The 13,061-nt window shown below is 57.1% G+C and carries 11 protein-coding genes; 4 read left to right on the top strand and 7 right to left on the bottom strand.

The window, feature by feature from the left end; all coding sequences use genetic code 11:
- Positions 1 to 81 precede the first annotated feature (81 nt).
- The 4 genes from hokA to B8P98_RS01035 form a co-directional block, all read right to left on the bottom strand.
- A complete protein-coding gene (hokA, locus tag B8P98_RS01055) occupies positions 82 to 234 on the bottom strand; it encodes a type I toxin-antitoxin system toxin HokA (protein ID WP_025714077.1) in 153 nt (50 codons plus the stop codon).
- A gap of 326 nt (positions 235 to 560) precedes the next feature.
- On the bottom strand, positions 561 to 2,630 hold the full coding sequence (gene glyS, locus B8P98_RS01050) for a glycine--tRNA ligase subunit beta (RefSeq protein ID WP_095032663.1): 2,070 nt from the start codon (positions 2,628 to 2,630) through the stop codon (positions 561 to 563).
- A gap of 9 nt (positions 2,631 to 2,639) precedes the next feature.
- Entirely contained in the window at positions 2,640 to 3,551 is a 912-nt protein-coding gene (glyQ, locus tag B8P98_RS01045; protein WP_002922128.1) for a glycine--tRNA ligase subunit alpha, read from the bottom strand.
- A 127-nt stretch (positions 3,552 to 3,678) separates the two neighbouring features.
- Positions 3,679 to 3,978, bottom strand: a complete 300-nt coding sequence (locus B8P98_RS01035) for a YsaB family lipoprotein (RefSeq protein ID WP_025714079.1) — start codon at positions 3,976 to 3,978, stop codon at positions 3,679 to 3,681.
- 179 nt (positions 3,979 to 4,157) lie between these two features.
- On the opposite strand from B8P98_RS01035, the gene B8P98_RS01030 reads away from it, so the two are divergent.
- Entirely contained in the window at positions 4,158 to 5,153 is a 996-nt protein-coding gene (locus tag B8P98_RS01030) for an acyltransferase (protein WP_080924206.1), read from the top strand.
- 79 nt (positions 5,154 to 5,232) lie between these two features.
- Here B8P98_RS01030 and yiaB read toward each other — a convergent pair whose 3' ends face one another.
- From yiaB to xylA, 3 genes are all read right to left on the bottom strand, one after another.
- Positions 5,233 to 5,604 carry an inner membrane protein YiaB gene (yiaB, locus tag B8P98_RS01025; RefSeq protein WP_080897613.1) on the bottom strand — a complete coding sequence of 124 codons (372 nt, stop codon included), beginning with the start codon at positions 5,602 to 5,604 and terminating at the stop codon, positions 5,233 to 5,235.
- Between the two features lie 181 nt (positions 5,605 to 5,785).
- Complete coding sequence (xylB, locus tag B8P98_RS01020; protein ID WP_087804722.1) at positions 5,786 to 7,240, bottom strand: xylulokinase; 1,455 nt, start codon at positions 7,238 to 7,240, stop codon at positions 5,786 to 5,788.
- Positions 7,241 to 7,332: 92 nt separating this feature from the next.
- Entirely contained in the window at positions 7,333 to 8,655 is a 1,323-nt protein-coding gene (xylA, locus tag B8P98_RS01015) for a xylose isomerase (protein WP_087804723.1), read from the bottom strand.
- 495 nt (positions 8,656 to 9,150) lie between these two features.
- Here xylA and xylF point away from each other — a divergent pair, with 495 nt between their 5' ends.
- From xylF to xylH, 3 genes are all read left to right on the top strand, one after another.
- Positions 9,151 to 10,146: a D-xylose ABC transporter substrate-binding protein gene (xylF, locus tag B8P98_RS01005; protein WP_004210164.1), complete on the top strand. Its 996-nt coding sequence runs from the start codon at positions 9,151 to 9,153 to the stop codon at positions 10,144 to 10,146.
- 64 nt (positions 10,147 to 10,210) lie between these two features.
- Entirely contained in the window at positions 10,211 to 11,752 is a 1,542-nt protein-coding gene (locus B8P98_RS01000) for a xylose ABC transporter ATP-binding protein (protein ID WP_025714097.1), read from the top strand.
- Positions 11,730 to 12,911 carry a xylose ABC transporter permease XylH gene (gene xylH / locus B8P98_RS00995; protein WP_002922349.1) on the top strand — a complete coding sequence of 394 codons (1,182 nt, stop codon included), beginning with the start codon at positions 11,730 to 11,732 and terminating at the stop codon, positions 12,909 to 12,911. The genes B8P98_RS01000 and xylH overlap by 23 nt, the downstream gene beginning before the upstream one ends.
- Positions 12,912 to 13,061 lie beyond the last annotated feature (150 nt).

Raw genomic sequence — 13,061 nt, 5'->3', positions numbered from 1 at the left:
TTATTTGGTGAACAATGAAAGGGTGCATTGAGAATGCCTGACACCGCAAGCATGGTGGGGATAGCTCCCCACCAGATGCTCTTACTGTTTAATATCACAGGCTAAGAATGCCACCAGCTCAATATTTCCCTGCCTGAGCTGTAATTCACATAGCGAATCACGAACCATCCAGGTAAATAATAAAATAGTGAAGCAAATCACTACTAAGCCAAACAACAGATACTTTTGCGGCATTCCTCGCCTCCAGTGTTGATTTTCAACAAGTAAGAGGCTACTCTTATGGTGTTGATGCATAGGGGAGCCTCACTTTGATTACTATCAGGTGGGGCTTTTCTCTGTGTATCTCCCGCTGAATACCTGAGACACACAGTCTCAAGCACCCGCCGCCATTCTAGCGTAAATATCTCACGGAATTATGTTTATATATTCCTAAAATGTTATACATCGATAAATTAATATAATGAAGATATCAATGACAGAATTATTAATGGTTCATCTATTTATATTTCACGTATGAAAAAACCTGCCCTGAGGCAGGTCTTTTATTATTACCGATACGCTTACTGCAGCAGAGAAATATCCGCGACCTGCAGGAACAGTTCACGCAGTTTGGACAGCAGCGTCAGACGGTTGATGCGAACATCTTTGTCTTCAGCGTTAACCATCACGTTCTCGAAGAACTCATCCACCGGCTCGCGCAGCGCAGCCAGTTCAATCAGCGCATCCTGATAACGGCCTGCGGCGAAATACGGCTGCAGCTTGTCGCGCAGCACCACCAGATTACCCGCCAGCTTAATTTCCGCCGCTTCTTTCAGCACCGAAGCGTGAACGATGTCGTTCAGCGTCTCATCAGATTTCGCGAGGATGTTGGAGACACGTTTGTTCGCCGCCGCCAGCGCGGAGGACTCTTCCAGGGTACGGAAGTGCGATACCGCTTTCATGCGCGCATCGAAATCCGCCGGGCGGGTTGGACGGCGCGCCAGTACTGCCTGGATAGTGTCGACGCCGTAGCCTTCGTCCTGATACCAGGCGCGGAAGCGGCCCAGCATAAAGTCGATCACGTCATTAACCACGTTGGCGTTGGTCAGCTTCTCACCGTACAAACGCACCGCTTCTTCGGTCAGCGTTTGCAGATCGAGATTCAGGTTCTTCTCGACAATGATGCGTAACACGCCCAGCGCGGCACGACGCAGCGCAAACGGATCTTTATCGCCTTTTGGATGTTGACCGATACCAAAGATACCCGCCAGGGTATCCATCTTATCGGCAATCGCCACCGCGCAGGCTACCGGGTTAGACGGCAGCGCATCGCCGGCAAAGCGCGGCTGATACTGCTCGTTCAGCGCTACGGCCACATCTTCCGCTTCGCCATCGTGGCGCGCGTAGTGCATCCCCATCACGCCCTGGGTGTCGGTGAACTCAAAGACCATGTTGGTCATCAGGTCGCACTTGGACAGCAGGCCCGCGCGGGTCGCGTGGTTCACGTCAGCGCCAATCTGCTCGGCAATCCAGCCCGCCAGCGCCTGGATGCGATCGGTCTTGTCGCGCAGGGTGCCCAGCTGCTGCTGGAACAGCACGGTTTCGAGGCGCGGCAGGTTGTCTTCCAGACGCTTTTTACGGTCAGTGTTGAAGAAGAACTCGGCATCAGCCAGACGCGGACGAACCACCTTCTCGTTACCGGAGATGATCTGCTGCGGATCTTTGGACTCGATGTTGGCCACGAAGATAAAGTTCGGCAGCAGTTTGCCAGCGTTGTCGTAGACCGGGAAGTACTTCTGGTCGCCCTTCATGGTGTAAACCAGCGCTTCGGACGGCACCGCGAGGAATTTTTCTTCGAACTTCGCCGTCAGCACCACCGGCCACTCCACCAGCGAGGTGACTTCTTCCAGCAGGCTTTCGCTCAGATCGGCTTGACCGCCAATCTTACGCGCCGCTTCTTCCGCATCGGCTTTAATTTTGGCTTTACGCTGTTCGTAATCGGCGATGACTTTACCGCGCTCCAGCAGGATCTGCGGATACTGGTCGGCATGGTCGATAGTGAACTCCGGCTCACCCATAAAGCGATGGCCGCGAATGACGCGATCGGACGGAATACCGAGGATAGTCGCCGGGATAACTTTGTCACCCAGCAGCAAAGTCACCGTGTGTACCGGACGCACAAAGTGGACGTCGGACGCGCCCCAGCGCATCAGTTTCGGGATTGGCAGCTTCGCCAGCGAGCTGGCAATCATGTTCGGCAGCAGCGCTTCGGTGCTTTCGCCCTTCACATGGGCGCGATACAGCAGCCACTCGCCTTTGTCCGTGGTCAGACGTTCGGCCTGATCGACGGTGATACCGCAGCCGCGCGCCCAGCCTTCGGCCGCTTTGCTTGGCTTGCCTTCGGCATCGAACGCCTGGGCAATAGCCGGGCCACGTTTTTCTACTTCACGATCGGCTTGCGCCGCCGCCAGGTTGGCCACCTTCAGCGCCAGACGACGCGGGGCGGCAAACCATTCCACTTCACCGTGCGCGAGGCCGGCATTATCCAGCTCCGCAGTCACGTTCGCAGCAAAAGATTCCGCCAGGCTGCGCAGCGCTTTTGGTGGCAGCTCTTCAGTGCCGATTTCCACCAGAAAAGTATTCTCAGACATGGCCGCCTCTTATTTATTCTTGTTGCACATCGGGAAGCCGAGCGCTTCACGGGAAGCGTAGTACGCTTCCGCCACTGCTTTGGTCAGGGTGCGAATGCGCAGGATATAGCGCTGACGCTCGGTGACGGAGATGGCTTTACGCGCATCCAGCAGGTTGAAGCTGTGAGCCGCTTTCAGAATACGTTCATAGGCCGGCAGTGGCAGCGGGGTCTCCAGCGCAAGCAGCTGCTGGGCTTCTTTCTCATACTGCTCGAAGCAGGTGAACAGAAAGTCGACGTCGGCGTATTCGAAGTTATAGGTGGACTGCTCCACTTCGTTCTGGTGGAACACGTCGCCGTAGGTGGTTTTGCCCAGCGGACCGTCGCTCCAGACCAGGTCGTAGACGCTGTCCACGCCCTGGATGTACATTGCCAGACGCTCCAGACCGTAGGTGATCTCGCCGGTCACCGGCTTACACTCAAGGCCGCCCACCTGCTGGAAGTAGGTGAACTGCGTGACTTCCATGCCGTTGAGCCACACTTCCCAGCCCAGACCCCAGGCACCCAGCGTCGGGTTTTCCCAGTTATCTTCGACAAAGCGAATATCGTGAATAGTCGGGTCCATGCCCAGCTCTTTCAGCGACCCGAGGTACAGCTCCTGGATGTTGTCCGGAGAGGGTTTAATCACCACCTGGAACTGATAGTAGTGCTGTAAACGGTTCGGGTTTTCGCCATAGCGGCCATCGGTTGGACGACGGGAAGGCTGCACGTAGGCGGTCGCCATTGGCTCCGGCCCTAACGCGCGCAGGCAGGTCATCGGGTGAGAGGTGCCGGCGCCGACTTCCATGTCCAGTGGTTGAACAATGGTGCAGCCCTGACGAGCCCAGTAATCCTGTAAGGTCAGGATCAGGCCCTGGAAGGTCCTGGTATCAAACTTTTGCATATGATTTCGTGCTGGATACGTGTGGATTTAAAGGAAGGGGTCAGTATACCCGCTGGCTGCGAGATATACAGTACGAAACGGCGTTGTTTCAGGAAATCGGACGAAATTTACGCCAGGCGGGGTCGATTCAGCGCATCGAAAGATGCATAAACTGGCCGTCCGGGTCAAAGGAACAGATGAAACGCTCATTCTTGCCGGTACGGCCCGAAAGCTCATAGCTCGCCTGGAATTGCTCGAAATGGTTCACGTCAACGAGCTGCGTTTGCGTGTTGTAGCGAATCGCCGCCTGATCCCGGCAAAGCTGCGCCATATTGAGCGTAGTTTGCGGCGTAATACGGGCACGCTGCGCTTTTTGCGCCGGCGGGGAAATGGTCTCGCTGCAGCCCGCGAGGAGCAGCACCAGCATTACGGAAACGACACCTTTCACCACGTTCTCCTCCACCGCCTTGTTAGCAAGTTGTTATCCTAAAGATTCAGTATTACAGGTATTTTGCGAATATCATGAAACTGCGACAAGTCTGTGACCGAAAACTCAGACTAATCTATTGCGACACCGACAAACAGGGCGGGTCATACCTTATTTCGCCAGCAGACACTGAGGGACTGATGCAAGAAAAGATACACTGGATCACCAACCTGCGCGGTATCGCCTGCATGATGGTGGTGATGATCCACAGCACCAGCTGGTATATCACTCACCCGCATACGATTACTCTCGCGCAATGGGATATCGCCAATCTGCTCAACTCCGCCTCCCGCGTCAGCGTGCCGCTGTTTTTTATGATCTCGGGATACCTGTTCTTCGGGGAACGCAGCGCCCGGTCGCGTCATTTCTGGCGGATTGGCCTGTGTATCGTGTTTTATAGCGTGCTGTCGCTGCTGTATATCGCCCTGTTTACCCATATCAACGTCGAGCTGTCCCTCACGCATTTGCTACAGAAGCCCGTCTTCTACCATCTGTGGTTTTTCTTTGCCATCGCCGTTATCTATCTGCTCTCACCGCTTATTCAGGTGAAGGCTGTCAGCGGCAAAATGCTGCTGGCGCTGATGGCGATCCTCGGCATTCTGGCTAACCCCAATATGGTCAGCGTCAAAGCCGCCGGGATTGAGTGGCTGCCAGTCAACCTCTATATCAACGGCGACACCTTCTACTACGTGCTCTACGGTGTACTGGGCAGAGCCATTGGCACCCTGGACACCGATAAAAAATGGCTGACCCCGCTCTGCGCCGCACTGTTCATCGCCGCGGTATGGGTCATTTCCCGCGGAACGCTGCACGAGCTGCGCTGGCGTGGGGATTTCGGCGATACCTGGTATCTCTACTGCGGGCCGGCGGTGTTCGTTTGCGCAGTCTCTCTGCTGACGCTGGCCAAAAACCGGCTTAACACGCGTCCCCTGCCCGGTATCGCCTGCATTGCGCGACATTCATTGGGTATTTACGGCTTTCATGCCCTGATTGTGCATGCGCTGCGCGCCAGCCATCTGGAGCTGTCCCGCTGGCCGCTGCTGGACATAGTGTGGATTTTTAGCGCCGCACTGCTCGGCAGCCTGCTGCTGTCAGGCCTCGTGCAGCGGATTGATAGCCGCCGGCTGGTCAGCTAACGGCGCGGCGCCTGTTTATGATTCCGGCCTCGCTTCCAGCATGCTAATTGACCTGTTGCGCAGCCCACGGGCGGCGCACTTATTCCGTTTTATGCACCGCGCGGGCTACGCGAGTCCGTTCGGGGGTTGCCGATGCGCCATATAAGCAGACAAACCAGGCCACGATATAGACGGCTTTTTCTTGCCAGTCTGCCGGGACATAACAGGCACCGACCAGCAGCAGGCCGACCGACAGCAGCAGCACCAGGCGGCACAGCGAAATAAAGCCGTCGTCCTGTTCCTGCCACTGTATGGCGCGCTGATGGGTGAGAACGGCAAACATCCCCATCACCAGCACGCCAAGAAAATAACCTTTACCGCTGAACAACGGGCAGGTCCGCCAGATACCGAGCAGATATACCAGCGCTCCTGCCGCCATCATCACTCTCGCGATATTGCGTTTTGTTTTCATCGCACCTCCCTGTTCGACACGCACTGATTATGACCGAGTCGCCCGGCGATGCCGCTGCTTACCTGCGGCAACGTCGACATTTCGGAATAAACAAATATGTGTTTTGAATCGATGAAACGGAGATATTCAGGGAGTAAATCCGCCCGGCACGGCCGGACGGACTGAGGCTATAACATCGAGGCTATGACATCAGCGGTTTCAGCTGCTGATAAATCTGGCGGAAGGTTTCCCGCTGTGGCGCATAGTGGGCCACACGGCGGTCGTCTGGATGATGGGCTTGTTCCAGAGGCAATGGCTTCAGCAGCCCGGCGCGTTCGGCCTCGCCATGAACCGCCAGCTGTGCCAGCCGGGCCGCCCCCAGCGCCGGGCCGACATCCCCTCCGGTACGGTAATCGAGCTGATGGCCGCTGATATCCGCCAGCATTTGCCGCCAGTAAGCGCTACGCGCCCCGCCGCCGATAAGCGTGATGCTCTGCGGCTTGATACCGCAGGCATGCACCACGTCCATGCCATCCGCCAGCGCATAGCCCACCCCTTCCAGCACCGCCCGCGCCAGCTCTGCCGGCCCATGCTGATGCGTCAGGCCAAAAAAGACGCCCTTGGCCTGCGGGTTATTGTGCGGCGTCCTTTCGCCCGAGAGATAGGGCAGGAACCACACCGGACCGGCGCTTTCATCCGCCGTCTGCGCCGCCGCGATCAGCGCCGGCACGCTGGCCAGGCCGGTTAATTTCGCCGCCCAGTCCAGGCAGGAGGCCGCGCTGAGCATCACCGACATCAAATGCCAGCGGCCCGGCAGCGCATGGCAGAAGCTGTGCACCGCGCTTTCGGGTTTGCTGAGAAACCCTTCGCTGACGGCGAAATAAACCCCCGACGTGCCCAGCGACAGCATCGCCTGGCCAGCATCGGCCATGCCGACCCCGACCGCGCCCGCGGCATTGTCGCCACCGCCGCCCACCACCAGCGCCTGCGGCATGTTCCACGCTTGCGCCACCTCAGGCCGCAGTTGCCCGGTGACGTCGCTGCCTTCAAACAGCGCCGGCATTGCGTCCCGACTGAGATCGCAGGCGGCGAGCATCTCATCGCTCCAGTCGCGCCTGGCGACGTCCAGCCACATCGTACCGGCGGCGTCAGACATGTCGCTGGCGAGCTCGCCGGTCATCCGCAGGCGCAGATAATCCTTGGGTAGCAGCACTTTATCGACCTGGTTGAACACCGCCGCCTCGTGACGCTGCACCCACAGTAACTTCGGCGCCGTAAAGCCAGGCATCATCAGGTTGCCGGTGATCTGCCGGGAAGCGCTGACGTTGTCTTCCAGCAGCTGGCACTCTTCGGCGCAGCGGCCGTCATTCCATAAAATGGCCGGACGCAGCACCTGCAATGATTTATCCAGCAGGGTGGCGCCGTGCATCTGCCCGGCGATCCCCAGCGCTTTCACGTCACGCAGACTATGCTGCGCGCCCAGAGCTTTCATCGCCGTGTCCGTCGCCTGCCACCACTGTTCGGGATCTTGTTCCGACCACAGCGGATGCGGACGCGAGACGGTGAGCTTTTCGGTATGCGATGCCACCACCTCACCCTGCTCATTGAGCAGAATGGCTTTGACGCCCGATGTCCCCAGATCGATGCCGATATACATACTCCCTCCCCTTAAACGCGCGCCACGGCTAAGCGTGGCGCGAACAGAGCATCCTGGTTGCGACGCCGGTCATGCCGGGCGCCGCCGCATGATTACTTGTCAAACAGATAATGGTTGACCAGGTTTTCCAGTTGTTCCTGCTGGCCGCTGCGATGCTGCGGCGCCAGCTGATGCTGAGCGGCATACTGGGCAATGTCGCTCAGGGTCATCTGCCCGTTAAGGATCTGCTGCCCCAGCTCACCGTTCCAGCCGGCGTAGCGTCTGGCCACGCGTTTATCCAGCTCACCGTCCTCGATCATCCGCGCCGCGACCTTCAGCGACAGCGCCATGGTATCCATCGCGCCGATATGGCCATAGAACAGGTCATATTTATCGGTGCTCTGGCGGCGCACTTTCGCATCAAAGTTGAGGCCACCGGTGGTAAAGCCGCCCGCTTTGAGAATTTCATACATCACCAGTGCGTTCTCTTCGACGCTGTTCGGGAACTGGTCGGTATCCCAGCCCAGCTGCGGATCGCCGCGGTTGGCGTCGACAGAGCCGAACAGCCCCAGCGCAATGGCCGTCGCAATCTCATGATGGAACGAGTGGCCGGCGAGCGTCGCGTGGTTAGCTTCAATGTTCAGTTTAATCTCTTTTTCCAGACCAAACTGTTTGAGGAAGCCGTACACGGTAGAGGCATCATAGTCATACTGATGCTTGGTCGGCTCCTGCGGTTTGGGCTCAATCAGCAGCGTACCTTTAAAGCCAATTTTGTGCTTATGCTCCACCACCAGCTGCATGAAGCGGCCAATCTGTTCACGCTCCTGGCGCAGGTCGGTATTCAGCAGGGTTTCATAGCCCTCGCGACCACCCCACAGCACATAGTTTTCGCCGCCCAGCTGATGGGTGGCATTCATGGCGGTAACCACCTGGGTGGCCGCCCAGCTAAACACTTCCGGATCCGGGTTGGTGGCCGCGCCGGCGCCGTAGCGCGGGTTGGTAAAGCAGTTTGCGGTACCCCACAGGAGCTTCACGCCGCTCTGCTGCTGTTTCTCCGCCAGCACCTCGACCATTTGGGCAAAGTTATTGCTGTACTCCTTGAGCGAAGCGCCTTCCGGCGAGACATCGACATCGTGGAAGCAGTAGTAAGGTACGTTGAGTTTGTGGAAAAATTCGAATGCCACATCGGCTTTGCGTTTCGCCATCTCCAGGGCGTCGCCAGGCTGCTGCCAGGGGCGGTCGAAGGAGCCCACGCCAAACATATCGGCGCCATTCCAGCAGAAGGTATGCCAGTAACAGGCCGCAAAACGCAGATGATCTTCCATCCGTTTGCCCAGCACCAGTTCATCCGGGTTATAGTGACGGAAAGCCAGTGGGTTGGTGGATTTCGGGCCTTCGTAACGAACGCGATCGAGTTGATCGAAATAAGTCTGCATAGAGAACTCCATATTCAGAGATGCGGCGAATAACCAATCAGGTACCCTAAATAATTCGAGTTGCAGGAAGGCGGCAGGAGCGCGAGTCCCCGATAACCCGGGGGCGGAGCAACGAATGTCACCAACCCACCTACAACTTGAAGTATGACGGGTTTAAGCCAATATAGAATTTCGCTTTCATTCTCCTCAATTACGTTATTTCACACCGCCATTGAGAGAATCCACAAACGTGCGCCAGCTCGCAAAAATAATCTCTATCTCTTCTTTCGCCGTTCTGCCAGAGAAGTCCAGTGCAATAATAAGAGTGTGCATGAATAAAATACGATCGCCGTCATAATTTGCACATTAAACGAAATTTCATAACGGCAAAATAAGAACCGATAATTGCCAGTCCTGCTTTCCGCGTTAAGAATCTGTAACGTATCCGCAACCTCATGTATCAAACATTATTTTTCCGTTCGTCTTACCTACCCTTACAAAAAAGGTATCGTTATTATGAAGATAAAGAACCTTTGCCTTACGCTTTGCGCCAGCTCCCTCCTGCTCGCCAGCATGGCGGGGATGGCGAAAGAAGTGAAGATTGGCATGGCCATCGACGATCTGCGTCTGGAGCGCTGGCAGAAAGACCGTGATATTTTCGTCAATAAAGCGGAATCCTTAGGCGCCAAAGTTTTTGTCCAGTCCGCCAATGGCAATGAAGAAACACAGATGTCGCAAATTGAAAATATGATCAACCGCGGTGTCGATGTATTAGTCATTATTCCTTATAACGGTCAGGTACTCAGCAACGTCATTAAAGAAGCCAAGCAGGAAGGTATTAAAGTCCTGGCCTATGACCGCATGATTAATAATGCCGATATTGATTTCTATATTTCTTTCGACAACGAAAAAGTCGGTGAAATGCAGGCGCAAAGCCTGGTCGACAAAGTGCCGCAGGGGAATTATTTCCTGATGGGCGGCTCGCCGGTGGATAATAACGCCAAACTGTTCCGCGCCGGGCAAATGAAAGTTCTCAAGCCGTATGTGGACGAGGGCAAAATTAAGATTGTCGGCGATCAGTGGGTTGACGGCTGGCTGCCGGAGAACGCGCTGAAAATAATGGAAAACGCGCTGACGGCGAATAATAACAAGATCGATGCCGTGGTGGCCTCCAATGATGCCACCGCCGGCGGCGCTATCCAGGCCTTAACCGCGCAGGGGCTGGCCGGCAAAGTGGCGATTTCAGGTCAGGATGCTGACCTGGCGGGCGTGAAGCGCATTATTTCCGGTACCCAGACGATGACCGTCTATAAACCCATTACCACCCTGGCCACCAACGCCGCCGAAATCGCCGTTGAGCTGGGTAACGATAAACAGCCGAAAGCCGATACCACGCTGAATAACGGCTTAAAAGACGTTCCCTCGCGCCTGTTAACGCCCATTGAAGTGAATAAAGAGAATATCGACGCCACGGTTATTAAAGACGGTTTCCATAAAAAGAGTGAACTGTAATGGCTGACGCCCCGCGACGGGGCGTCATTTTCATCCCGCCGAATATCACGTTTGCGGAGTCTTTATGGCCTGGCTACTCGAAATGAAGAACATCACCAAAACCTTCGGCGCCGTTAAAGCCGTGGATAACGTCAGCCTGCGTCTTAACGCGGGTGAAGTGGTCTCGTTATGCGGTGAAAATGGGTCGGGGAAATCGACGCTGATGAAGGTGCTGTGCGGTATCTATCCGCACGGAAGCTATGAGGGCGAGATTATTTTTGCCGGCGAAACGCTGCAGGCAAACCATATTCGCGATACCGAACGCAAAGGCATCGCCATTATTCACCAGGAGCTGGCGCTGGTGAAACATCTCACCGTGCTGGAGAATATTTTCCTCGGCGCCGAGATCTCCCGCCACGGTCTGCTGGATTATGAAACCATGACGTTGCGCTGTCAGAAGCTGCTGGCGCAGGTCAATCTGCCCATTTCGCCCGACACCCGCGTCGGCGACCTCGGCCTTGGCCAGCAGCAGCTGGTGGAGATCGCCAAGGCGCTGAATAAACAGGTTCGCCTGCTGATACTTGACGAGCCGACCGCTTCCTTAACCGAGCAAGAGACCGCAACGCTGCTGGCGATCGTTCGCGATCTGCAAAACCACGATATCGCCTGCATTTATATTTCGCACAAGCTCAATGAGGTCAAAGCGATCTCCGACACGATCTGCGTGATCCGCGACGGCCAGCACATCGGCACCCGCGACGCCAGCGGCATGAGCGAAGACGACATCATCACCATGATGGTTGGACGCGAGCTCACCGCGCTCTATCCCAGCGAGCCGCACGCCCACGGCGAGGAGATCCTGCGGGTCGAACATTTAACCGCCTGGCACCCGGTAAACCGTCATATTAAACGGGTCAACGACGTCTCGTTTTCCCTGCATCGCGGGGAAATCCTCGGCATCGCCGGGCTGGTCGGCGCCGGGCGCACCGAGGCGGTGCAGTGCCTGTTCGGCGTCTGGCCGGGGCGCTGGCAAGGGGAGATCTTTATTGATGGCCAGCCGGTGAGCATCACTCACTGCCAGCAGGCCATTGCCCACGGCATCGCCATGGTGCCGGAAGACCGCAAAAAAGACGGCATCGTGCCGGTGATGGCGGTGGGCAAAAACATTACCCTCGCGGCGCTCAACCAGTTCACCGGCGCGATGAGCAGCCTGGACGATGCCGCCGAGCAGCACTGTATTCAGCAGTCCATTCAGCGTTTGAAAATTAAAACCTCCTCGCCGGAGCTGGCGATTGGCCGCCTGAGCGGCGGCAACCAGCAAAAGGCGATTCTGGCGCGCTGTCTGCTGCTCAATCCGCGCATTCTGATCCTCGACGAACCCACCCGTGGCATCGATATCGGGGCCAAGTATGAAATTTATAAACTGATTAACCAGCTGGTGCAGCAGGGCATCGCGGTCATTGTCATTTCATCCGAACTGCCCGAGGTGCTTGGTCTTAGCGATCGGGTGCTGGTCATGCACGAAGGCAGGCTAAAAGCCAATTTGGTAAATCAACATCTGACCCAGGAGCAGGTGATGGAAGCCGCGCTGAGGAGCGAACGCCATGTCGAAGAACACGTCGTCTGAAATCAAACTCACCCCAACCGCCCCCGCGGCCCTGCCGGCGCTGAAGGGGCTGAATCTCCAGGTCTTCGTGATGATCGCCGCCATCGTCGTCATTATGCTGTTTTTCACCTGGGTTACCGATGGCGCCTACCTGAGCGCACGCAATATCTCCAACCTGCTGCGGCAGACGGCCATCACCGGCATCCTCGCCGTCGGCATGGTGTTTGTGATTATTTCGGCAGAAATCGACCTCTCCGTTGGCTCGATGATGGGGCTGCTGGGCGGCGCTGCGGCGATCTTTGACGTCTGGCTCGGCTGGCCGCTGCCGCTCACCATTCTGGTGACGCTGGTGATGGGCCTGCTGCTCGGGGCGTGGAACGGATGGTGGGTAGCCTATCGCAAAGTGCCCTCGTTTATCGTCACCCTTGCCGGGATGCTGGCGTTTCGCGGCATTCTGATCGGCATCACCAACGGGACCACCGTCTCGCCCACCAGTCCGGCGATGTCGCAGATCGGCCAAAGCTACCTGCCAGACGGCATCGGCTTCGGCATTGGTGTTGTCGGCATGGCGGTGTTTATCGTCTGGCAGTGGCGCGGGCGGATGCGCCGGCAGGCGTTAGGTCTGGCGACCTCGTCCTCCACCGCCGCCGTCGGCCGCCAGGCCATTACCGCGGTGATTGTGCTGGGCGCAATCTGGCTGCTCAATGACTATCGCGGCGTACCGACCCCAGTGCTGATCCTCGCCGCCCTGCTGCTGGCGGGCCTGTTTATGGCCACCCGCACCGCCTTTGGTCGCCGCATCTACGCCATCGGCGGTAATCTGGAGGCGGCCCGCCTGTCCGGAATTAACGTCGAGCGTACCAAGCTGGCGGTCTTCGCCATTAACGGTCTGATGGTCGCCATTGCCGGGCTAATCCTTAGCTCGCGCCTCGGCGCCGGGTCGCCCTCGGCGGGCAACATCGCCGAACTGGACGCCATCGCCGCCTGCGTTATCGGCGGCACCAGCCTGGCAGGCGGCATCGGCAGCGTCGCCGGGGCGGTAATGGGGGCGTTTATCATGTCGGCCCTGGATAACGGCATGAGCATGATGGACGTCGCCACCTTCTGGCAATATATCGTTAAAGGGGCCATTTTGCTGCTGGCGGTGTGGATGGACTCCGCCACCAAGCGGCGCGCGTAAGGAGGCACTCTCTGAAGAATGTCTGAATTCTTTGCGCTACCGCCAAACTTCGCCATAAGGCGCTTGAAATATCTCGGGCATTAGCCGGTAGTGTATACCCAACATCATTCGGGTTGCAGACCGCGCATCCGGGCCGCGTACCGGCGTACG

Origin of the sequence: Klebsiella quasivariicola (genome assembly GCF_002269255.1) — a bacterium.
Taxonomy (GTDB): Bacteria; Pseudomonadota; Gammaproteobacteria; order Enterobacterales; family Enterobacteriaceae; genus Klebsiella; species Klebsiella quasivariicola.
Note: the sequence above shows the minus strand (reverse complement) of the source record. Positions and strands in the feature narration are given on the sequence as shown.